This is a genomic window from Polaribacter sp. MED152 (genome assembly GCF_000152945.2).
Classification (GTDB): domain Bacteria; phylum Bacteroidota; class Bacteroidia; order Flavobacteriales; family Flavobacteriaceae; genus Polaribacter.
The window spans coordinates 1,115,170-1,138,054 of sequence record NC_020830.1; the positions used below are offsets into that span (position 1 = coordinate 1,115,170).

The window sequence follows — 22,885 nt, forward strand, 5'->3', positions numbered from 1 at the left end:
CTATTCAATCTCTTCAAAATCTACATACTCTCCAACTGAATTTTTACTTTGTGATTGGTTTCTAGGTGCTTTATCTATAATCGTTTCACCTTCTCTAATATTACTTTTAGGTTGCTGCCCCCCAAATTGTTGCTCGGCCTTTTTCTGCATAGTATCTGCAACTTTACTCAATAAAAAAGGCGCTAAAAATTTGGCGATTACCTTAAAAGCATAGTAAAATAATAATATAAAAAAGATAGTTTTTAATAAACCCATTTAGTACATGCTTTAAATAAGAATCAAAAATAACAATTTGACAACAATTGTTGCGTTAACAAACTATAAAACTTTAACAATTGTAAAAAAGTATACATTGCTTTTTAAAATAGCAATTTTGTTCTATGTTTGTTTATCATATAAATTTAAAACTATTTTTTTGATGATGAGAAATCAAAAATCGAAATTCTTAATTTTCTTATTTCTTGTTAGCTTTTCATCAATTTATGGCCAATATACAAATGTTATAAACTCTAATAAACCAGGTTTTTCAGAAAGCCCTTATAGTGTTGGAAAAGGAGTTTATCAATTTGAAACAAACCTATTTTTCAGAAATACTTCTATAGAACCAACTTTTTCTACTCCAAGCTCATTTGGAATCGATTTATTATTTAGAACAAGTTTTTTGTCTGAAAAACTAGAGTTAAATACTCAGATTAGTTATCAAAGAGATGAAATTGCATTCAAAAATATTTTCACCTCTTCTTATTATACAAATGGCTTAGGTAGATTTACAATTGGAGCTAAATACCTACTTTTTCAGCAAGAATATGAAGACAAAACAAAAGAGGTAAGAAGTTGGAAAAGAAGAAATGCCTTCGATAAAAAAAGGTTAATACCTTCTGTAGCCATTTATGCTGGACTAAATACAGACATGGTTAATGATATTTACAAAACTGGAAGCATGTCTCCTAAAGCAGGTATCTTACTTCAAAATAATTTGAGCTCTGATTTTAATATTATAACCAATGTGTTTTATGACAAAATTGGAACTGATTTTGCTGAGTTTTCTTACATCTTAACTGGTACCATTAATATTAGCGACAGATGGTCTACATTTTTTGAAAATCAAACCATATTTCAAAAAGAACAAACAAACTCAAATTTAGGTACTGGATTAGCCTTTTTGTACAGTAGAAATTTACAAATAAATGCATCAGGAAGATTTTTGTTTGAAGGTAAATCTCAAGGCTTTTTTGCAGGACTTGGAGTGTCTTATAGAATAGACAAGCATAAAGATAGTTTTAAGGAGTTAGATGAAAATGGTAAGGAAATAAAAGACTCACCAATTTCTGAGTATAACAAAAGAAAGAATGGCTTTTTTAATAGGCTTTTTAGTATTTTTACCAAAGATAAAAGCAAGAAAAAAACTAGGAAAAGAGTAAAAAGAAAGAGAAACTAATAAAAGTAAGCATCATTAAATGATTAGCATAAAAGAAGTGACCACAAAAAGTGAAATGAAACAATTTGTTTTATTTCCTTTTTCTATTTATAAGGATAATGATTATTGGGTACCACCAATAATAAAAGATGAAATTGCCAATTTTGATGCTAATAAAAATCCTGTTTTTAAAAATGCAGATGCTCGCTTTTTTCTAGCCTATAAAAACAATAAAATTGTTGGTAGAGTAATTGCGATCATCAATTGGTATGAAGTTAATAAACAGAAAATAAAAAAAATGCGTTTTGGTTGGTTTGATGTTATAGATGACATTGAAGTAACAAAAGTACTTTTAGAGAAAGTAAACGAAATAGGGAAGCAAAATAATTTAGATTATATAGAAGGTCCTGTAGGTTTTAATAATTTAGATAAAACAGGGGTTTTAATTGATGGTTTTAATCATATTGGCACTATGATTACTTGGTACAATCACCCTTATTACAAAGTACATTTAGAACAATTAGGTTTTGTAAAAGAAAAAGAATATTTAGAAAATAAGTTCAAATTTGAAAATGTAGATGGTACTTACTACAAACGCATTAGTAACATTATACAAAGAAGATTTAAGCTAAAAGCTTTAGATTTTACAAAAACCAAAGATATTTTACCTTATGTTGATGAAATGTTCGAAGTTTTTGATGCAACCTATTCTAAGCTATCTACTTTTGTACCCATTTCTGATGCTCAAATAGCCTATTTTAAAAAGAAATACATCTCATTTATAAATCCTGAATATATAAAGTTTGTGGTTAATGAAAATGAGAAATTAATTGCTTTTGCTATTGTAATGCCTTCTTTTTCTGAAGCCTTGCAAAAAATGAACGGAAAACTTTTTCCGTTCGGTTTTTTACGATTACTAAATGCAAGAAAGCATTCTAAAGACGTTACTTTTTATTTAATAGGTGTACATCCAGACTATCAAAATAAAGGAGTAACTGCTGTAATTTTTGATCAATATGCTACAACTTTTAAAGAAAAAGGTATTGTTAATTGTATTAGAACACCTGAGTTAGAAGATAATGAAGCCATCAAAAAAATATGGGAAAACTTTAACCCCATCACTCACAAGCGCAGAAGAACTTACAGAAAAAATATCGTTTAATTTTAGAAGATTAACTCCCTACAATTAAAATATTATGCAACTATTTTACAATGCTGAACTGATCAAAGAAACTACTCAAATTATTTTTGATAAAATAGAAAGTAGGCATATTGTAAAAGTGCTTAGAAAAAAAGAGGGTGACATCTTAAAAATAACCAATGGTAAGAGTTATCTATTTGATGCCGAAATTACATTTGCAAGTGATAAAAAATGTATTGTACAAATTAAGTCTGCAACCGAAAAATTAAAACCTTGGCCTTACTATTTGCACATTGCAATTGCACCTACTAAAAACAATGATAGAACAGAATGGTTTTTAGAAAAAGCTACAGAAATAGGTATAGATGAAATTACACCAATTATTTGCAGTAATTCAGAAAGACGAGTTGTAAAATTAGAACGATTTGAAAAGATTATTCAATCTGCCATGAAACAGTCACTAAAATTTACACTTCCCAAGTTAAACAAAGCTATAAAGTTCAATGAATTTATTCAGCAAGACATACCAGGCTTAAAATGCATTGCGCATTGTGAAGATCAAGAAAAAAACTCTTTAAAATTAGTTGCAAAAAATACCGATAAAATTACCATACTTATTGGTCCTGAAGGAGACTTCTCTGTTGATGAAATTAAAAAAGCATTAAATGCAAACTTTACACCAATTTCTTTAGGTGAAAGTAGATTAAGAACAGAAACTGCTGCATTAGTCGCTGTAAATACAATTTCTTTAGTACAAGAGTAAAATCATTTTTGTTATCTTGCTTTTCTATTTAATTTAAATATGAAGCAACGCTTATTTTTACTTGCAACCATCTTAACATTTAGCATTTACGCTCAAGATGTTGCTATTTTAAAATATAATGGTGGTGGAGATTGGTATGCTAATCCAACAGCTATACCCAATTTAGTAGCTTTTACCAACCAAAATATAAAAACGAACATTTCTAAGAATCCACAAACAGTGGCAGTAAACAGCAATGATATTTACAATTTTCCTATTCTGTTTCTAACAGGACATGGAAATGTATATTTTTCAGATGAAGAAACTTCTAACCTTAGAAACTACCTAATTTCTGGAGGCTTTTTACATATTTCAGACAATTATGGTTTAGATAAATTTATTAGAAGAGAATTGAAAAAGGTATTTCCGTCTTTAGAATTTAAAGAAATTCCAAGCAATCATCCTATTTATAATCAGACCTTTAAATTTCCAAACGGAATTCCAAAAATTCATGAGCATGATAAAAAATCTGCGCAAGGTTTTGGACTGTTTTACGAAGGTAGACTTATCGTTTTTTATGATTATGAAACCGATTTAAGTGATGGTTGGGAAGATGAAATAATTCATAATAATCCTAAAAAGGTAAGGGAAAAAGCTTTAAAAATGGGATCTAACATTATAGAATATGCTTTTACAAACTAGTGCCAATATTAATATTGATGATATTAAAATTAACTTCGATTCTAGTGGGTTATGGGTTTTAAATATTGCTATTGCCATTATAATGTTTGGTGTTGCACTAGCAATTACTGTAGATGATTTTAAGAGATTACTAAAAAATCCAAAAATAGTTTTTGTTGGAGTCTTATCTCAATTCATACTCTTACCTCTGTTTACTTTTCTAGGTATTTTATTAATAAAGCCTCATCCTAGTTTTGCATTAGGAATGATGATGATTGCAGCTTGCCCAGGAGGAAATGTATCTAACTTTTTTAGCAAAATGGCGAAAGGAAATGCAGCGCTTTCTGTTAGTTTAACAGCATTTGCAACTTTAATTTGCATTTTTATGACACCCTTTAATTTACAATTTTGGGGTAGTTTGTATGAACCAACCAACGAAATATTAAAAACGGTAGAACTAAACTGGGTTGATTTATTAAAATTAGTCTCATTGATTTTAGGAATTCCCTTGCTGTGTGGAATGCTCATAAAACATTACCATTCTGAAATGGCAGGTAAAATAGAGAAAGTTTTAAAACCATTATCTATGCTAGTATTTATCGCTTTAATTTTTATTGCCTTTTCACAAAATTTAGATGTCTTTGTAAATCACATTCATCATGTTTTATTATTGGTGGTATTGCATAATATTTTTGCCTTTATTTTGGGTTATATTACAGCCAAAGCTTTCGGGTTAAACAAACAAGATTGTAAAACAATTTCAATGGAAACAGGAATTCAAAATGGTGGTCTTGGCTTGTTATTGATCTTTGGCTTTTTTGATGGTTTAGGAGGCATGGCTTTGCTGGCTGCTTTTTGGGGTATTTGGGATGTTTTCTCAGGAATGATTCTAGCTACCTATTGGGGTAGAGATAAAAAAGTATCTCTAAAAAAATCTTAAGTGAGAATTAGGGAATGCTCCTCACTTAAGAAAAAATGAATTGGGGGCATCAACTCTTGTTATTTAAATTTACAACTAAAGCTAGAAACTAATTATGACTTTTATCATGATTTAAAAAATACTTATGATTTTAAAAAAAATATGGTATAATTCAGTAAAACTATTCTTAAGAATAAGTTTGAACTTCTATGCTAAAGAAATTAAAATTATTGGCAGAAAAAACATTCCTAAAAAAGGAGCCATTTTATTCGCAATAAATCATCCTAATGCATTGATGGACCCTTTGTTTGTTACTACATTTAATCCAAGAGAAAATCATTTTCTAGTTAGAGCAGATGTCTTTAAAAAACCATTAATAAAAAAAGCATTGGCTTCTTTAAATCTGATGCCAATTTATAGAATTAGAGATGGTAGAAAACAACTTTCTAATAACGAAGAAATATTCAATAAATGTTTTAATATTCTAGCCAAAGAACAAACCTTAATAATTTTTCCACAAGGAGGTCATTCAAGAGATAGAAATATTAAACCATTAAGTAAAGGTTTTACCAGAATTGTATTTGGTGCCTTAGAACAGAATAAAAATCTCGAAATTAGTGTTATTCCAACTGGAATTACCTATCAAAATTCATCTACTTATCCAAGTAAGGTTTGTGTTCAATTTGGTAAACCAATAAATTCTAGAAATATTTATGATAACAATGAAAAAGCGAAAGCCATAAATATTTTAAAAGAACAAGTGAGTCATCAATTAAAAAAATTGACGGTTCATATACCTGATGATGAAAAATATAAAGAAACATTGCAAAAATTAAATGCGGCTAATGTAGATTTTACAGATGTTGAAAGTGTTAATAAAATGATTCAAAAGCAAGTTTTTCCTGAACCTATCAACAAAAAACAAAACTATCTAAAACCATTATTTTATTTAATTCTTGCAAATAGTATCATCCCTTATTTTATTTGGAAAAAATTCTCAAAAAATATTGGCGAAATTGAATTTGTAGACACTCTAAAATATGGTATAAATGTGGTCACTTTTCCATTATTTTATATCCTTCAAGCATTTATTATATCTTATTTTACACCATCAAAATATGCTATAATTTATTTATTTGCATCAGTTCTGTTAGTTTATAGCTATACGAAATTAGCGCCTGTTAATGCAGAAAAATAGAATTCTGAAGATTAGATTAAGGTTTTAAAAATTAGTGAGTATTAATCTAAAATAGCATCTTGAATAACTTGCTGAATATTAGTTCTCATATTCGATTTAATTAAACCTCTGTTACTCATATTAGGATAAGTTCTGTTAGATAAAAATACATATACAATTCCACTTTGTGGATCTGCCCAAGTATAAGTTCCTGTAAAACCAGAATGACCAAAACTTTCGTCTGAAACACAACCACAAGTTGCTTCTACTTTCGGATTCAATTGTGGCTTATCAAAACCTAGACCCCTTCTTACTTTTTTATCTTCATAATAACGTGTATTAAACTTGTCTATAGTTTCTGACTTTAAATATCTTCTACCCCCATAAAATCCTTTTTGAAGATACATTTGCATAACCTTAGCAACATCATTTGCATTAGAAAACAAACCAGCATGACCTGCTACACCTCCCAACATTGCAGCTCCCATATCATGAACATTTCCATGAATGACTTGATTTCTGTAATAATCGTCTTTTTCTGTTGGTATAATTTCAGATTTGTAAAACTTCTTCAAAGGCAAGTACGTCATTCTATCTGCACCCAAGGAGGCGTAAAACTCTTCATCTACTAACTTATTTAAAGGCTTATCATATTTGTCTTCTAAAGCTTCTTTAAACAAATAATAGCCCAAATCACTATACTTGTAACCTTCTCTATCTCTCTGCTCTACCTCTTTTATAAATTTATAAATACTGTCTTTATAAGAATGCTTTAAGTATAAATTTTCGGCTACTTTAACATCGTAATTTTTAGTTTTCCTTCTGCTGTAAAATTCTTCAGAATTTAAACCTGTTGTGCTATCTTGAGTTGCTTTATAAAAGGGAATCCAAGCTTTTAACCTAGCAATGTGAGATAAAATCTCTTTAACAGAAACATCTGCTTTATTTGTATTTTTAAAGCTTGGCAAAATTTCTTGTAAACTTGCAGAAAGCGGAATTTTCTCTTCTTCTTCAGCTTTCATAATTAATGGTAATGAGGCCAAAATTTTAGTTAATGAAGCTAAATCATATACATCTGAATTCTGTACTTTTCTTTCTTGCTTTTCTGTATGATAGCCATAGCTTTTTTGCAGAAAAACCTTACCATTTCTCGCTGCCAATACTTGAAAACCAGGTGCCATTTTTTTTTCTAAAATAACATTTGCTAAACTGTCAATTTCTTTCAATTTTATAGAAGACATATTTACAGCTTCTGGAATTGTATATTCCATTCTGCTTAAACTATACGTTTGCAAACCAAAGCCCTCTTTAAAATCATCTTTAATTGAAACTGGTAATTTTCCATTAGCAGCAAAAGCACCAAAAAGCATTTGTGCAGAGAGCTCTTGAGCTTGTTTACTATTTTGATACGATACTACAATTGCCTCAATATTGGTAAAACTTTTAATTTGAAGTAAACTATAAGGACTTGCAAATACATCTAAAATAACTTCTTTTTCTCTCGCAATTTCTTGCAACCATACCAATTCTTTGCTTTTAAACTTGTAACTTTTCCATGGATGATTGTTTGACTTATGAAACCCAATAATAACCTTATTGTAAGGGTCTAATCTCTTTTTTAAATCGCTTAAGTTTGTGGCAGAAATAACATCTATTTTTGTATAGTTTTTAAGCATTTTTAGAAAATCAACACCATTGGCATCACCCAATTTAACATAAGCTATTTTTTGTTTTTCTAAATTTGAGAAAGGAATGCTTTGATTTTCATTTTTTATAAGTGTAATTGAATTTTTTAATAATTCTCTATGTAATAATTCATCTTCTACTCTATTTAAATCATTGCGTAAATTTTCTAAAACTACTGGCTGATAATTGTTTAAGCCCATCCAATATTTAGCCTTTAAAATTTTACGAACAGAAAAATTTAAGCGCTCTTCTGTAAGTGTATTTAGTAATAGCGCTTGCTTAATAATATTTACAGTTGCTGGCACATCTTGTGGAATTAACAACATATCATTACCAGCTTGAATGGCTGCTAAATCTATTTCTGCAGAAGTTGCATAATCACTAGCGCCTTTCATATTTAAACCATCAGTAATAATTAAGCCATTAAAACCTAATTCTTGCTGCAACAAATTTGTAACCACATTTTTAGAAAGTGAAGTTGGTAAATTCGCATTAGATTCTAAACTAGGAATATTTAAATGCGCTGTCATTACACTACCTATTCCTGCATCAAAAATTTTCTTATAAGGATAAAGCTCTATAGAATCTAGCCTTGCTTTATCAAAATCTAGCAAAGGTAATGTGTGATGTGAATCTGCTGCTGTATCCCCATGACCTGGAAAATGTTTTCCATTAGCCATAACCTTATACTTTTGCATTCCTTGTGTAAAAGCAATTGCTTTTTGAGTTACATTTTCTTTACTCTCACCAAAAGAACGATTACCAATTATAGGGTTTTCTGGGTTTACATTAACATCTAAAACTGGTGCAAAATTAATATGGATACCTAACCTTTGGCAATGTTGCCCTAAATGTTCGCCAAATTCTTTTACTAATGAATCATTTCTAATAGCACCTAAAGTCATGTTCCAAGGAAATCTATAAGTATCATCTAAACGCATATCTAAACCCCACTCACCATCAAAACCAATCATCAATGGCAACTTAGAAACTGCTTGATATTTGTTGTTTAATTCAGCTTGTTTCTGTGGAGTTCCTTGCATAAAAATTAAATTACCAACATGATATTTAGTAATCATATTTGTAATAAAATCTTCGTGTTTTTGATCTAAATTAGAATAGGCTTGCACCATAAATAGCTGACCAATTTTTTCATCAATGGTCATGGAATTCATGATACTATCAACCCAAATTTCTTGGGCTTCATAATCATTAGTTAGTAAAGGATCTACTCTTTGCGATTGTGCTTGATAAGCAAAAACAATCAAAAATAATAGCACTATTCTTTTTCTCATATTCTTTTTCAACTTCAACATTTATACCAAAAAACGGTTATGCCAGCTATCTTTTGCTGGAACCTCCCAATTTTGTTCAAAATCTTCTTTTGTATTTACCATGTTATTAAATACAATAGTGTCTTTTGTTATTTTATTTTCTTTAGCATACTTCTGAAAATCAGATAGCTTCACTAAATTAATGGTGTCATTATCTTTGAATGTTACATTCATTTTATCCATTAAATCAATATTTAAATCGTTCTGCAACTGCTGTACAAAATGCACAGAACTATCTATAGAACAACCAGAAACATTGTTAAAACTTTCATCTACAGCCAATACTAAAAATTGATTGTATTTTATGGTGAACGATCCTTTTAAATTATCTCCATGCCTTGTCCAAGAATTAATGAACTGCTGTGTTTTGGTCGATAAAAAATCAACTTCTTTATTTGTAAATTCTCTGTTTGCTTGATAAATCCAAACTCGAGCATTTTTCGGTAAATTTTTATATTCTGTAAACATATTTTTTGCTTATTAGAATTTCGCTATTATCTTAAATTAAACTTCTGCTGTAAAGCTTTTAACTTGTCTTCATCAGACATAGTGTCTTTTGGTGCAGACATTCTTTCTTTTATTTGTTTTAATACCTTTTTGGTATATAGAGGAAAATCTGCATTTTGAATCCAATTATTGTACCCAGGATTTTCTGTCAACACCTCTTCTACTGTTCTTCCTTTATATTTTCCGAAAGAAAAAATCTCTTGATTCTCATCATTAAACAGAATAAAACCTGCAAAATCGGCTCTTTTTCCATGTGTTGAAAACTCACTTAGAGCATCTACAGAATTGCCTATATCATCGTATTTTTCCACTTGTGCCAACAGAATTTCGTAGGTAGCATTGGTATCTGCTTCTGCACCATGAGCACCTTCTAATTCTTTACCACAATAAAACTGATAACCAGCACTTAGAGTTCTTTGTTCTTTTTTATGAAAAATTACTTGAACATCTATGGCCTTTCTGTTTTGCATATCAAAATCGATTCCTGCACGCATTAATTCTTCTGCTAGCAAAGGAATGTCGAATCTGTTTGAATTAAAACCAGCCAAATCACAACCAGCAATCATTTCACTAACCTTACCAGCTAACTCTTTAAACGTTGGTTCTGTAACTACTTTTTCATTCGTAATACCATGAACGTCTGTTGCGCCTTGAGGTATTTCTATCTCTGGATTGACAAGCCATGTTTTACTTTCTTTATTTCCATTTGGAAACACTTTTAGAATTGAAATTTCTACAATTCTATCTGTGGCAATATTTACGCCTGTTGTTTCTAAATCGAAAAATACAATAGGTTTGGTTAAGTTTAAATTCATATGTAGGTTTGGTTAATTCTTAAATATTTATTTAAAAATTATCGTTTTAATGTTCTTATTCTTTATTTAATTCCGCTTTAAAACTATCTAACTTTTCTACTAATTTACTAGACAATTTAGGCGCTTTAAAATTACATTTCTCCATTTCTTTTAGTAATATTTCTGCAAAAATTAAACGAGCAGTTGGTTTATCATCTGCAGGAATTACAAACCAAGGTGCTTCTTCTTTAGAAGTGTTGTTTAAAACAGCTTCGTAGCAAGTTTGATATTCATCCCACAATTTGCGTTCTTTTAAATCACTAGGAGAAAATTTCCAGTTTTTCTCTGGTAAATTTAGCCTTCTCAATAGTCGGTTTTTTTGTTCATCCTTAGAAAGATTCAAGAAAAACTTTAAAACTTTTGTTCCGTTTTTTACCAAATGATTTTCAAATTGATTTATTCTGTGCATTCTATCTAAATAGAAATCATCATCTAAATCATCAATACTGCTTACAGATGGAATGTTTTCTGAAAAAATATATTCTGGATGTACCCTAGTTACCAAAACATTTTCATAGTGTGTTCTATTAAAAACACCAATTTTACCTTTTTCTGGCAGCGCTATGTAATGTCTCCATAAAAAATCGTGCTTTAGCTCTTGTTCTGTAGGAACTTTAAAACTATGCACTTCTACACCTCTTGCATTAACATCTTTAAATACTTCTCTTATTAAACTGTCTTTACCTGAAGTATCCATGCCCTGTAAACAAATTAGAAAGCCAAATTTGCCTTCTGCATACATGGTATCTTGCAATTCTGATATTTTTTTACGAAGCTTTTTTAAACTTTTTTTAGCATCAGTTATTACTTCTTTCGTTTCAAACTGATTTAGTTTAACAGTATTTTTTACTTTATATTTTTCTAGTTGCATTCGTAAATAAATTATTCTTTAAATATAAATAAATTAGTACTTCTAACCTCGTTTTTAGCAGATGGTTTTTAGGAAAAAGTCTTAATTTTTTCTTAATAAATTATCTCTAAAAATAACTAACTTTACAATCTTGATAACAAATTGATTAAAAAGTTTTTCTAATGAGATACCTTTCTATTTTTATTGTTTTAATGCTTTTTTCATGTGAAAGTGAAATTAGAGAAAAAGAGGTAATTAGTGTTGCAGGTAAAAATTTAAGGGCCATAAACCATACTTACTATAATTATTTGTACGATAATGAACCAGCCACAAGGACATATACTTCTAATTTAACCATAAGTGATGATAGAATTGTTGCTGTAAACAATACTGTGTTTCATTATTTTAATGATGATCCTACAAAAAACTACATATACACTACTAATTTAAATTACGTTTACAATTCTTTTAACCTAGTAACTGAAGTACAAACGGAAAGTTTTTCTGATTTAAATGCAAACGTAAAAATTGTAAATACTTATAATTTTCTTTACAATGCTAATAATGAAGTTATTGAAATAAATTATAGAAATAGTTTTGGAGATGTGCTAACCAAATACGTATTTAATTATGTAAATGATGCAATTAACAAACGAGTTGAATATTATGACAGTTTTGGTTTGGTATATTACAATGAAATAGAATTATTAAAAGATAATACTGGTAAAATTTACAAACAATCTTCTAAAGGGCCAATATTAACAACTACCAACATTGACGCACTTTCTGAAGTTGTTCAAGAAGCAATTTTTGACAGTTCTAATAACCTAGAAAGCCTTTCTATTAATGGTGAAATTTATAGTGATTTTGCTTACAGAAATAATGAAATTCCTGATTTTTTAAAAAATATAAATCTACCTTTTTTAGATGCTTTTCCTCATCATATTTTAATGAGTGATTTTAGCCAAATTGTGGCTACCAACAATACTTATTTTGTTCATGCTGAATTGGCCAAAGATGCTTCGTCTTTTGATAAGCAGTACAAGTATACCTTTAGTTTAGAAGAATACCCTTTAACTGTTGAAGTAACATCAAATAATATAACTATTGCTGAAACTGTTTACACTTACAACTAAATAATAGATGTTATAAGCCCTTCTTTATCATTATGATTTACCCTTAACTCTAAAGTATTTAGATTTATATATAGAGAGGCTTTTTCGTTTGCTAAAGACCAAGTAATATCTATTACATCATCACTTTTTGAATTTATATTTATTGTTCCTGAAAATACGTTAGATGTATTTCTAAATCGAATTAGGTCTAGTTGTTTTAAAACGACCTCTTTTTGCAAACCTATGTTGATTTGATCTAAGGATAAGTTAGTTCTATTAATTTCTTTATGACCTCCACTTCCTGCTTTGTCTGCAGCTTCATAATCATTTTTACCTGCAAATAAATCTAAATACCAAACTTGAGGAATTCCAGGCATAAACATTTGAATTGCTCTTGCAATTAAAAGCTTAGTTTCATCTTCATTTAAAGCACTAAAATAAGTAGCATTTACTTGATAATAAGATATTTTATTGCCTTCTGCATCATATAAATTTTTAACCCTACCTCCTCTATTTAATATGGTTGTCATTACATTCTCAATTTCCTCATCTTTTAAAAGTCCTTGGTTATAATCACCTTCAACCTCTTTACCTTTTAAGTCTAAAACTGGTATTCCATCATGACAACCTAGCATATTCACAGTTTTATAGTTTTTGTCAATAATTTCATGAATCCATTTAAATAAGGCTCTATTATTCTTAGATTCTATGGTATGAATGGTTAAACCTGGCAGGAAAAAATCGTAGATAAAGTAACCTTCTTTTGCTACTTCTTCATGCAATTTTACCCCATATTCTGCATGAATTTCAGGCAATAACATTAAGTTATAATCATCTGCAATAGTTTTAATTTTACGTAAATAATTCCAAGTTCCTGGCTTATTAAAAAAGTTAGTTTCACCTACTTGTTTGTGTAAATACGCAAAAGCATCTAATCTTAAAATTTTTCCTCCAAAGTTGCTTACCTTTTTCAGAGTTTCTTGATAAAACTCCCAAACTAAATCAGATTTTGCATTTACATCCATCTGACCTAAAAAGGTCGAATTCATATAAACATGATGTAAAAGTTCTTGTTTAAAGTTATCGAAAGAACCAAAGTTTATGGTCTCTAGATTCTCTCCATCCTCAATTGCTTGATTAATATCATTCAACAATTGATCTACTTTAACATTACTTTCTTGAACTATGTTTTCGAGATCTTTTAGTTTGATAGGATTTGGAGTAATTTTTTGATAAAAGGTATTCCAATAAGGTTTTAGAGATCCATCAGGAAATGGAACTTGCAAAACTGGTAAGCCAGATTTTCGCATAAAAAGCTTATCTAAATATTCCTTATCTGGAATCATGATTCCATTTTCATCTAAAGACCCTTTACCTTCCCAAAAGGTATTCCAATTGATAAAAAAATCTTTGTATTTAGAAGCTTCACCTTTTTCAATTAAATCTTTAAATTGAGGTGATGCAACTGATAAATGATTTAGAACTATGTCGAATTTTAATTCGATATTTAATTGCTTTAAGTCAACTAAATCTTCTTGAGAAACCAATTCATCATTTAAATTATAATCGATGATAGAGAACCCTCTATCTAAATCGCTATTAAAAAAAGTAGGCAGCACATAGAATAAAGAAAAAACATCTTTAAACTCTGGTCTTTGAAAAAGTTTTACGATATCACTAAGTTTAGTACCTATACTATCTGGATATGCATTAAACATTACTCCATTAGAAATTGCTTGATCTTTCATACAATAATTATTCTTTCAAATTAATTTCTTCTGGCAATCTGCCAACATTCTGAAGTTTTAAAGCTGCCAAATTTAGTGCGATTTTCAGGCATTTTTCGATATCCATTTTTTGAATATATGCATACAAAAATCCAGACCAGAAAGCATCTCCTGCACCTGTTGCATCTAATACTTTATCAATCTTTACAGCTGGCATTTCTATAATTTCCTTATCTCTTTGAGAAAGTTTTACGCCTTTACTACCTAAGGTTAAACAAATTAAATCTACACCAGCATTATGAAAATAGGTGAAGATTTCATCATGTGGCAGTATTTCTCCAAAGAATCTGCGCATATCATCTTCACTAATTTTTAGTAAGGGTTTATACTTGCAATAAGCTTGTATTATGTTTACAGCCTCCTCTTTATTATCCCATAATTTATTGGCAAAGTTTAAATCGATACTTAATTTACATCCTAATCTATAAGCTTCTTCTGCTTTAGCAATGATTGTAGTTTGCGCTGGTTTTTTACTTAATGCAAAACAAGTTGTGTGAAAAACTTTAGCCGATTTTAATGCCTCTGTGCTAATTTGCGATTCTGTTATAACACAATCTGCTTCTCTAAACGGTATAAAATCTGGAGTTCCAGAAGTTCTAGACACAAAAATAACAGATGTAGGCTTGTCTTTTATAACTTGAACATAATCTGTTTTAACATTAGCCGCATTTAATTTATCTAAAACGTAATCTCCAAAACCATCTTTACCAACTGTAGAAATGAGGAAGGTATTTAAACCTAACCTAGCAGTGTTCATAGCAACGTTTGTGGGTGAACCTCCAAGATACCTATGGTAATCTTTGGTTTCGTTAATCTTCTTTTCAGATTGATGCCCAATAAAATCGATTAGCACCTCTCCTACACATAAAATATCAATAGACTTAGACAAAATAATACGTATTTAGTTTCGTCTAAAACTACAATACATTATTATTTATGAGATAATGTTCTGAAAATAATTAACGTTTAACCTTACGAAATGGTTTTCGTAAATGTAAAAATCAAGTATTTTTTGAAATAAAATATTAAATGGTATTTTTTTCTATCTTGTAATTCTAATCAACTAAATTATATTGAATGTTATCAATAATTACTTTTATTGGCTTTACAGCCCTGGTTGCTTTTATAGCCTGGTATGCTACAAGAAAAACAGATGAAACCACTGCAGATGGTTACTATTTAGCAGGCAGAAGTTTAGGTGCAATTACAATAGCAGGCTCATTATTACTAACCAATTTATCTGCAGAACAAATAGTTGGTTTAAATGGTGCTGCTTTTAAAGAAGGATTAATGGTTATGGCTTGGGAAACTTTGGCAGCTATTGCAATAATTTTTGCAGCCATTTTTCTACTACCAAAATACATGAAGTCTGGTATTACCACTATTCCAGAGTTTATTGAAACAAGATTTGACAAGCAAACTAAGGGCCTTTTATCTCTTTTATTTTTAATTGCCTATGCTATAGTATTGTTACCTACTATTTTATATTCAGGGTCTATTGCTTTTAGTACTATGTTTGATTTACCTGCAGTTTTTGGTATTTCTGAGTGGAGTGTAATTTGGGTTTGTGTATGGAGTATAGGAATAATCGGAATTTTTTACGCCATTTATGGAGGTTTGAAAGCAGTTGCTGTTTCAGATTTGATAAATGCAATAGGACTTTTAGTTGGTGGACTCTTAATACCCGTTTTTGGATTATTATTAGTTGGTGATGGCAGTATTGCTGATGGATTAGAAATGTTATGGAATAGCAATCCTGAGAAATTTAATATGGAAGGTGCTGTAGATTCTTCTATACCTTTTGGCACGCTATTTACAGGTATGATGTTGGCTCAAATTTATTATTGGGGAACAAACCAATCTATTTTACAGCGTGTTTTTGCTGCCAAAAGTTTAAAAGAAGGCCAAAAAGGAATGATGTTGGCTGCTTTAATAAAATTTGTAATTCCGATTATAGTAGTAGTTCCAGGTATTATTGCTTTCCATATTTTTGGAAATGAGTTGGGTAATCCAGATCAGGCTTATCCTGCATTAGTTAAAAAAGTATTACCCACTACTTTTGTTGGCTTTTTTGCAGCAGTATTATTTGGTGCAGTATTAAGTTCTTTTAATAGTTTATTAAATAGTAGTGCAACTTTATTCGGTTTTGACTTGTATAAAATGTACTTTAAAAAAGATGCAACAGAGCAAGAAACTGTAAAAGCAGGTAAACGATTTGGACTTTTAGTAGCTGTAATTTCTATGACAATTGCACCCTTTATAGTGCATGCTCCAGATGGTTTATTTAGTTACATACAACAATCTTTAGGTAGTTTAAGTGTGCCAATTCTAGCTGTTGTAGTAGTTGGTGTTTTTTCTAAGAAAGTACCTGCTATTGGAGCTAAAATTGTTTTAACTATTGGTGTTGGTTTGTATTTAGTGAGCCTTTTAATCTTAGAACCATTATATAGAAATGCTGCTGTAGAAGAAGCTATGGCTCAAAATATTACAGATGCTGCCCAACTAAGCATTATTAAAGCAGAGGCTTACCCTCATTATTTGCATGTAATGGGCATTTTATTTGTTTTTAATGTGTTGGTAATGTTTGTATCTAGCAAAATTAAACCTAAAAAAGACGCTTATATACCTAAAGTTACAGATTCTTTAGACGTAACTCCTTGGAGATATACCATTATTTTTGGAGTTATAATTGCAATTCTTGTTTTAGGAACTTACATCATTTTCTAAACTAAAAGTCATGAAAAAAACTTGGTGGAAAGAAGGTATTGTTTATCAAATTTATCCTAGATCTTATAAAGACAATACAGGTAATGGTGTTGGAGATATTCTAGGAATAATAGAAAAGTTAGACTACATAAAATCTTTAGGTGTAGATATTATTTGGCTATGCCCTGTTTATGAATCTCCTAACGATGATAATGGTTATGACATTTCTGATTATAGAAATATTTCTGATGAGTTTGGAGGTAATGACGCCTTTGATAGTTTGCTAAAAGAAATGCATAAAAGAGATTTAAAACTAGTAATGGATCTAGTTTTAAACCATAGTTCTGATGAACATAAATGGTTTAAAGAATCTAGAAAATCTAAAGACAATCCTTATCGTGATTATTATTTTTGGCAAGAGGCTAAAAACGGCAAGGAACCAAATAATTGGAAATCCTTTTTCAGTGGCTCTGTTTGGCAAAAGGATGATATTACAGATGAATATTTTCTGCATCTATTCACTAAAAAACAACCCGATTTAAATTGGGAAAACCCCAAAGTTAGAAAAGAAATTCACAATATTGTTGAATTTTGGTGTAAGAAAGGAGTCGATGGTTTTAGAATGGATGTAATTTCTTTAATTTCTAAACAAACCGATTTTCCTGATAGTCATGTTCCAGATAATTATGGAGAAACAATTAAAACTTATTATGCAAATGGACCAAAAATTCATCAATATTTAAATGAACTAAACCAAAAAGTTTTGTCTAAATATGATATTATGACTGTTGGCGAAGGCCCAGGAATTGATTTAGAAACAGGGCTAGATTATGTTCATGAGGATAGAAATGAACTGAACATGATTTTTCACTTTGGTCATATGTTTATAGACAATGGTGTTGGTGGCAAATACGATCCTATTGAGGTTTCATTACCAACATTTAAAAAAGTCTTTAATGACTGGGATGCTAAAATTTATCCTAAAGGTTGGGGTAGTATATTCTTAGGCAATCATGATTTTTCTAGAATGGTTTCACGTTTTGGTAACACAGAAGAATATCATAATAAATCAGCTAAATTATTGGCGCTATTATTATTTACCATGAGAGGAACAGTATATGTTTATCAAGGTGATGAAATTGGCATGACAAACGTAGCTTATCCTGATATTAGTTATTACAATGATGTAGAAACCTTAAATAGCTACAAAGAGGCATTGGCTAAAGGTAGAGACATGGATGCTTTTCTTAAATTAGTACATAGGCAAAGTAGAGATAATGCAAGAACTCCTATGCAATGGAATTCCTCTAAAAACTCAGGATTTTCTGATGCTGAGCCTTGGTTAGAAGTCAATTCTAATTACAAACAAATCAATGTAGAAAATCAAGAGAAAGACAAAGATTCTATTTTACATTTTTATAGAAAAATGAGCGCATTTCGTAAAGCAAACAAAGTAATGGTTTATGGTGATTATGAGTGTTTGAATGAAGATGATACCAACCTCTATTTTTACAAAAGATATAATGATGAAGAAACTTACATTATACTATTAAACTTTAGTAATAAAAAACAACCTTTAGATTTCGCAAAATATGATTTAGCGAATACTGATCTTGCTTTATCTAATTATTCAGAAAATTTTGATGCCTTTTTACAACCTTGGGAGGCTCAAATTAGAAAATATAAATCTTAAGTATTTAATCTTTTTTTGAACTCATCATCAGCTTTACTGTAATTAGAGCAACTACAATTGTAAGAACTAAAAGCGTTAGAAAACTTATTTTTAAATTAAAGGTATTAGAAATATATCCTAAAACTACTGGCCCTAAAAGAAAACCACCAAAACCAATTCCTGAAACCACAGAAATACCTACAGATGCTTTTACACCATCAATTTTACCAGCAACTCTAAATACTTCAGGAATAATTACAGATAATCCTAACCCAATTACACCAAAACCAATTGCTGTTATCATAAAGTTAGTTGTTAATACACAGCTATAACCTGCAATAGCAAAAAGACTCCCTAAGAATATAATTTTTACAGATCCTATTTTTGCACTTATTCCATCACCGAAAAAACGACCAATAGTCATCATAATAGAAAATAGCAAAAAGCCAATTCCAGATAAACTCGTATTTTGAATATTTACAATTTCTAATAAATAAATACTGCTCCAATGTTCAATTGCACCTTCACTACTCATAATAACCAAAGCAATAATTGCAATAGGTATTACTGGCTTTAATACTTTAAAAGAGAAGCTATTATTTTCTTTAGTTTGATCTGCTTCATTGATAAATACATAATTTCTAAACAGAAATAGGTTCACGAGAATTATTGATGCTGCAATTAAAATCATATGATAGAAAGGCACATTAATTATACCAATTAAAATACTACCAATTGATGCCCCAATTACGCCACCCAAACTAAAAAAACCATGTGCTGAAGACATAATGTTTATATTGTCTCTCTTTTCAATTTCAGATACTAAGGCATTCATTGCTATATCTGTAATTCCAGAAAATATACCCACAATAAAAAGTGAAATACATAGGGCAACATAACTCGTTACAAAAACAGGTAAAGTAAAAGCTAAAGCAAAAATGACTATTCCTAAAAAAGTTAGTTTACCTAAGCCTATCTTCTTTATTAATAGGGGTACTAAAGGTAAAAAGGATATGATACCCAGAGCAACACAAAATAATGCAAAACCAATTTGAGCATCATTTAAATTTAGATTTGCTTTTACATTGGGTATGTAAAGCACCCAAGTACCAATCATTATATTTAAAGAACAAAAAACCCAAACTACTGAGAAATATCTTTTGTTCGTAAGAATGAGTTTTAAAGAATTCATCTAATTATTTATTTATAGAAATTGTTTTTTCATCTACTCCAACTCCTTTTAAAATTAAAGAGTTCCATTCTTTTGGCAACTTTACTTTTAACTCTTCTACACCTTTTTCTGTAATGTCTAAACCTCCTAAACCAAATAAAACAGATTGCAGCATACCACCTGCTCCTGTAGCAAAATACGGATTTGTACCACCAGCAGTTTCAGCTAAGACTCCAAAAGGAGCCAACTCATTTGGCTGATAACTTTTCTCAAATAAATTATATGATTTTTTCACATCACCTAACCTAGCATACAATACAGACAAAATTGCATTACCCATTGCTGGTCCTGTTTTAGACAATTTAGGTTCGTAATATTCTAAGTCTTTTAAAATATTTTCTTTATCTGTTACTACTTTTAAAGGATATGCCAATAAATTAACATCTGCCTGCTTAATAATTACTCCATCATAGGTTGCGTTTTCTTTTGTTGTGCCATCAGGAAATTTTAAAATAGGAATATTTTTAGCTACATGTCTCCAATCAGGATTTGGAGTTTTACCCAAGGCTTCAGAAGCTTTAGATGCATATTCTAAAACCGTTTTTACCATACCATTTGTAAAGGCATTGTTGTCTATATTTTCTTCCCACTCATTAGCGCCAATTACATTTTTAATTTCGTAATTGTTTACGCCATTTCTTTCTACTCTACTCGACCAAAAATCGGCAACTTCTTTTAAAACTGGGTATCCTCTTGAAGCCAACCATTCTTTGTCTTTTGTAACTTGATAGTATTTATAGAAAGCCCAACCTACTGTAGCTGTAATATGTTGTTGAAATGGGCCAGTTAATGCCCAAACAGGAGTATCTTCTGAACCATCTTCTGCAGATTCCCAAGGAAACATTGCCCCATCATAACCATGCGCAAATGCATTATCTTTTGCTGCTTGTAGTCTTTCAAACCTGTATTCCAAAAGTGATTTTGCAATTTCTGGTTGTAACACCAATAATGGTGGATACATCCATAATTCTGTATCCCAAAAAACATGACCATTATAACCTAAACCAGATAAGCCCATAGGTGATAATGAATAAGCTGTACCTTTTCTGGCAAAGCTATACAAATGATATAATGCAGACCTAACTGCTTTTTGTGATCTTAAATCGCCATCAATTTCAATATCACTTTTCCATAAGTTTTTCCATGCATTTTCATGAGCATTTTCAAGACGATCTATACCCTCTAATCTTGCAAAAATAGTTAACCTCTCTACTTCATTATGAGGATCGTTATTGTGCACAGAAGACATACTACTACCCACTAAAGCAAATCTATAGGTTTCACCTGCCTTTAATTTTTTCTTAAACTTCATTAAGTGCATGTTGTAATCCCAATCTTCGTGAATAATTTTTGGTTCATTTCCATGATCCTCAGGAAAAATGAAAGAAGTTGATGTGGCTACTTTTTTTCTTCCAGGACTAAAAGCTACAGAAGACATTAAAGGAATTAAAACATGAGGTCTATCTATTTCTGCATATAAATTGCGAACATCTTGTAAATGATCTGGAGCAGAAATAAAGTTAATTGGCACAATTTCTACATCTTTTTTTGCAGTAATCTCTACAATACCCATAGAATTGAATGGTAAATTTCTTAGTGACATCATTTCTTGCTTAACACTAATTTTATCACCTACATTAAAAGTAGTAATTAACTTAGCTGTTTGCATGTTTAAAGTTTGCCTGTAATCTGATATTGTATTTTTAGAAATACGGTTTCCATCTACCTCTAAATGCATATTCATATGACTAAAGGTTTTTAAAATATTACTTACCCTACCTCTTTGATAATAGTCGTAAACGCCATTAAGAATAACTTCATTTACTTTTAAAGGTTCTGGAGATGAAACCATACCTACCATTCCATTTGCAACCGTTATTCCATAGTAATTATTGGCATCAATATTTTTACCTACAATATGCCAAGGAGATTGCTCTAAATCTTGTGCTTGCAAAATTGAACAGTACAAAATACTTAAGATGTAAAATTTTATTTTCATGATTATTTAATTTTAATTCTTGGGATTTCGTTCTTTTAAAGCAAGCGTTCTATAAGTACTTCCCCAATTATTGTTATTTACGTTATTTGGATGACCATCTTTGGTTAATAATGCATCTTGATCATCTTCATCGTACTTCCATAACCAAGCCGTTAAAGAAACTCCAGACTCACTTAAAAGATTTAACATGATACTTGGATTCATAAGCACACCTGAATTTACAGGAGCTATTTCACCAAAAAATATAGGTAACTGCTTATTTTCTAGAGCCAAAAGTCGTTGAGAAATATCGTCTTCAGATTCTAACAACCATTTTTCATAGGCATGAATATCAAACAAAACATTTGTTTTGCCACTTAAAAACGAATTACCAACATTGAGTAAAACGCTTTCATCTTGACCTTGCTCTGCACACGGAATTAATACAATATTCGAAGATTTACTACGAACAAGATTATACAATTCAGTCATGTCGTTCATCCAAATTTCATCTGTATAACCATCTGCTCTGTCAAAACGATAGGGTTCATTCCAAACTTCAATCCAAACATCATCGTCATTCTGAAAAGTAGCAGCCCATAATTCTAATTTTGCTTTAAACTCGTTATAAAAAAAAGTTTCAGTAGGCCTTTTGCCTGTAAATAAATGATCAGGTGTTCCATCCCAACCAAAAGGACATAAAATAGTAATTAAATTATTAGCTCTATTTTCTGCGACAATAGCTTCTAAAGAATGTAGCCATTGATTGTTTGCGTCTAGAATTGGTGCACCATTAATAGGGTTTTCTTTAACATTACCTATAAATTCTCTTGTAATGTCTAAATTCCAAGTTTGTAAATCTTTGCTACCCACACCAAAACTTTGCAAAGTGTTTGCCCCTATTAATTGCAAGTTCTTTCCATTTAGCAAGATTTTATCGTCAGAGATATTATACCCCTCAGATATACCATTATCAGTTGGTTCATCTTTACTACATGCAAAAATGACAAATACAATCAAACTTATCATAATGATATATTTTGTAATGCTATGTAGTTTAGAAAAATTCATTTTACACAATTAACTAA

At 30.1% G+C, this 22,885-nt stretch carries 19 protein-coding genes; 9 read left to right on the forward strand and 10 right to left on the reverse strand.

The features are described from left to right. Positions 1-255 (reverse strand): DUF4834 family protein, encoded by a 255-nt coding sequence (locus MED152_RS04990; protein ID WP_015480769.1) that lies wholly within the window; start codon positions 253-255, stop codon positions 1-3. A 163-nt stretch (positions 256-418) separates the two neighbouring features. On the opposite strand from MED152_RS04990, the gene MED152_RS04995 reads away from it, so the two are divergent. The 6 genes from MED152_RS04995 to MED152_RS05020 all read left to right on the forward strand — a co-directional run bounded on the left by MED152_RS04995 (position 419) and on the right by MED152_RS05020 (position 6,098). Next, positions 419-1,438, forward strand: coding sequence for a transporter (locus tag MED152_RS04995; protein WP_238559160.1), 1,020 nt, complete (start codon positions 419-421; stop codon positions 1,436-1,438). A 19-nt stretch (positions 1,439-1,457) separates the two neighbouring features. Next, positions 1,458-2,579, forward strand: coding sequence for a GNAT family N-acetyltransferase (locus MED152_RS05000; RefSeq protein WP_015480771.1), 1,122 nt, complete (start codon positions 1,458-1,460; stop codon positions 2,577-2,579). Between the two features lie 34 nt (positions 2,580-2,613). Then, a complete protein-coding gene (locus MED152_RS05005) occupies positions 2,614-3,321 on the forward strand; it encodes a 16S rRNA (uracil(1498)-N(3))-methyltransferase (RefSeq protein ID WP_015480772.1) in 708 nt (235 codons plus the stop codon). Positions 3,322-3,360: 39 nt separating this feature from the next. Beyond that, a complete protein-coding gene (locus MED152_RS05010) occupies positions 3,361-4,002 on the forward strand; it encodes a DUF4159 domain-containing protein (protein WP_015480773.1) in 642 nt (213 codons plus the stop codon). Beyond that, complete coding sequence (locus tag MED152_RS05015) at positions 3,986-4,921, forward strand: bile acid:sodium symporter family protein (protein WP_015480774.1); 936 nt, start codon at positions 3,986-3,988, stop codon at positions 4,919-4,921. The genes MED152_RS05010 and MED152_RS05015 overlap by 17 nt, the downstream gene beginning before the upstream one ends. 124 nt (positions 4,922-5,045) lie before the next feature. After that, positions 5,046-6,098, forward strand: coding sequence for a lysophospholipid acyltransferase family protein (locus MED152_RS05020; protein ID WP_015480775.1), 1,053 nt, complete (start codon positions 5,046-5,048; stop codon positions 6,096-6,098). Between the two features lie 41 nt (positions 6,099-6,139). Here the strand turns inward: MED152_RS05020 and MED152_RS05025 are convergent, their stop codons facing one another. Genes MED152_RS05025 through MED152_RS05040 form a run of 4 tightly spaced genes read right to left on the reverse strand, consistent with a single transcriptional unit; the run spans position 6,140 to position 11,329 of the window. Beyond that, entirely contained in the window at positions 6,140-9,058 is a 2,919-nt protein-coding gene (locus MED152_RS05025) for a glycoside hydrolase family 3 N-terminal domain-containing protein (RefSeq protein ID WP_015480776.1), read from the reverse strand. A gap of 21 nt (positions 9,059-9,079) precedes the next feature. Then, positions 9,080-9,565, reverse strand: coding sequence for a hypothetical protein (locus MED152_RS05030; protein WP_015480777.1), 486 nt, complete (start codon positions 9,563-9,565; stop codon positions 9,080-9,082). A gap of 26 nt (positions 9,566-9,591) precedes the next feature. After that, positions 9,592-10,419: a 3'-5' exonuclease gene (locus MED152_RS05035; protein WP_015480778.1), complete on the reverse strand. Its 828-nt coding sequence runs from the start codon at positions 10,417-10,419 to the stop codon at positions 9,592-9,594. A gap of 55 nt (positions 10,420-10,474) precedes the next feature. Then, entirely contained in the window at positions 10,475-11,329 is an 855-nt protein-coding gene (locus MED152_RS05040) for a PPK2 family polyphosphate kinase (RefSeq protein WP_015480779.1), read from the reverse strand. A gap of 161 nt (positions 11,330-11,490) precedes the next feature. Between MED152_RS05040 and MED152_RS05045 the strand changes: the two genes are divergently transcribed. Then, complete coding sequence (locus tag MED152_RS05045; RefSeq protein ID WP_015480780.1) at positions 11,491-12,444, forward strand: hypothetical protein; 954 nt, start codon at positions 11,491-11,493, stop codon at positions 12,442-12,444. On the opposite strand, the gene MED152_RS05050 is transcribed toward MED152_RS05045, so the two are convergent. Together MED152_RS05050 and MED152_RS05055 are read right to left on the reverse strand one after the other, a co-directional pair. Then, positions 12,441-14,171 carry a glycosidase gene (locus MED152_RS05050; protein ID WP_015480781.1) on the reverse strand — a complete coding sequence of 577 codons (1,731 nt, stop codon included), beginning with the start codon at positions 14,169-14,171 and terminating at the stop codon, positions 12,441-12,443. The two genes, MED152_RS05045 and MED152_RS05050, sit on opposite strands and share 4 nt — an antisense overlap. A gap of 7 nt (positions 14,172-14,178) precedes the next feature. After that, positions 14,179-15,099, reverse strand: a complete 921-nt coding sequence (locus tag MED152_RS05055; RefSeq protein ID WP_015480782.1) for a carbohydrate kinase family protein — start codon at positions 15,097-15,099, stop codon at positions 14,179-14,181. 188 nt (positions 15,100-15,287) lie between these two features. Between MED152_RS05055 and MED152_RS05060 the strand changes: the two genes are divergently transcribed. Together MED152_RS05060 and MED152_RS05065 are read left to right on the forward strand one after the other, a co-directional pair. Beyond that, positions 15,288-16,937: a solute:sodium symporter family transporter gene (locus MED152_RS05060; RefSeq protein WP_015480783.1), complete on the forward strand. Its 1,650-nt coding sequence runs from the start codon at positions 15,288-15,290 to the stop codon at positions 16,935-16,937. 10 nt (positions 16,938-16,947) lie between these two features. Then, a complete protein-coding gene (locus MED152_RS05065; protein ID WP_015480784.1) occupies positions 16,948-18,609 on the forward strand; it encodes an alpha-glucosidase in 1,662 nt (553 codons plus the stop codon). 4 nt (positions 18,610-18,613) lie between these two features. Here MED152_RS05065 and MED152_RS05070 read toward each other — a convergent pair whose 3' ends face one another. From MED152_RS05070 to MED152_RS05080, 3 genes are read right to left on the reverse strand one after another with little or no spacing between them, the layout of a single operon-like run. After that, positions 18,614-19,780 (reverse strand): MFS transporter, encoded by a 1,167-nt coding sequence (locus MED152_RS05070; RefSeq protein ID WP_015480785.1) that lies wholly within the window; start codon positions 19,778-19,780, stop codon positions 18,614-18,616. 4 nt (positions 19,781-19,784) lie between these two features. Then, a complete protein-coding gene (locus MED152_RS05075) occupies positions 19,785-21,818 on the reverse strand; it encodes a glycoside hydrolase family 65 protein (RefSeq protein WP_015480786.1) in 2,034 nt (677 codons plus the stop codon). A gap of 12 nt (positions 21,819-21,830) precedes the next feature. Next, a complete protein-coding gene (locus MED152_RS05080) occupies positions 21,831-22,826 on the reverse strand; it encodes a cellulase family glycosylhydrolase (protein WP_015480787.1) in 996 nt (331 codons plus the stop codon). Positions 22,827-22,885 lie beyond the last annotated feature (59 nt).

Coding starts and splice junctions, on each gene's coding strand:
- MED152_RS05080 (WP_015480787.1), bottom strand. CDS start 22,826: ATGATAAGTTTGATTGTATTTGTCATTTTTGCATGTAGTAAAGATGAA.
- MED152_RS05050 (WP_015480781.1), bottom strand. CDS start 14,171: ATGAAAGATCAAGCAATTTCTAATGGAGTAATGTTTAATGCATATCCA.
- MED152_RS05065 (WP_015480784.1), top strand. CDS start 16,948: ATGAAAAAAACTTGGTGGAAAGAAGGTATTGTTTATCAAATTTATCCT.
- MED152_RS05070 (WP_015480785.1), bottom strand. CDS start 19,780: ATGAATTCTTTAAAACTCATTCTTACGAACAAAAGATATTTCTCAGTA.
- MED152_RS04990 (WP_015480769.1), bottom strand. CDS start 255: ATGGGTTTATTAAAAACTATCTTTTTTATATTATTATTTTACTATGCT.
- MED152_RS05045 (WP_015480780.1), top strand. CDS start 11,491: ATGAGATACCTTTCTATTTTTATTGTTTTAATGCTTTTTTCATGTGAA.
- MED152_RS05015 (WP_015480774.1), top strand. CDS start 3,986: ATGCTTTTACAAACTAGTGCCAATATTAATATTGATGATATTAAAATT.
- MED152_RS04995 (WP_238559160.1), top strand. CDS start 419: ATGATGAGAAATCAAAAATCGAAATTCTTAATTTTCTTATTTCTTGTT.
- MED152_RS05010 (WP_015480773.1), top strand. CDS start 3,361: ATGAAGCAACGCTTATTTTTACTTGCAACCATCTTAACATTTAGCATT.
- MED152_RS05020 (WP_015480775.1), top strand. CDS start 5,046: ATGATTTTAAAAAAAATATGGTATAATTCAGTAAAACTATTCTTAAGA.
- MED152_RS05005 (WP_015480772.1), top strand. CDS start 2,614: ATGCAACTATTTTACAATGCTGAACTGATCAAAGAAACTACTCAAATT.
- MED152_RS05025 (WP_015480776.1), bottom strand. CDS start 9,058: ATGAGAAAAAGAATAGTGCTATTATTTTTGATTGTTTTTGCTTATCAA.
- MED152_RS05060 (WP_015480783.1), top strand. CDS start 15,288: ATGTTATCAATAATTACTTTTATTGGCTTTACAGCCCTGGTTGCTTTT.
- MED152_RS05040 (WP_015480779.1), bottom strand. CDS start 11,329: ATGCAACTAGAAAAATATAAAGTAAAAAATACTGTTAAACTAAATCAG.
- MED152_RS05030 (WP_015480777.1), bottom strand. CDS start 9,565: ATGTTTACAGAATATAAAAATTTACCGAAAAATGCTCGAGTTTGGATT.
- MED152_RS05075 (WP_015480786.1), bottom strand. CDS start 21,818: ATGAAAATAAAATTTTACATCTTAAGTATTTTGTACTGTTCAATTTTG.
- MED152_RS05035 (WP_015480778.1), bottom strand. CDS start 10,419: ATGAATTTAAACTTAACCAAACCTATTGTATTTTTCGATTTAGAAACA.
- MED152_RS05000 (WP_015480771.1), top strand. CDS start 1,458: ATGATTAGCATAAAAGAAGTGACCACAAAAAGTGAAATGAAACAATTT.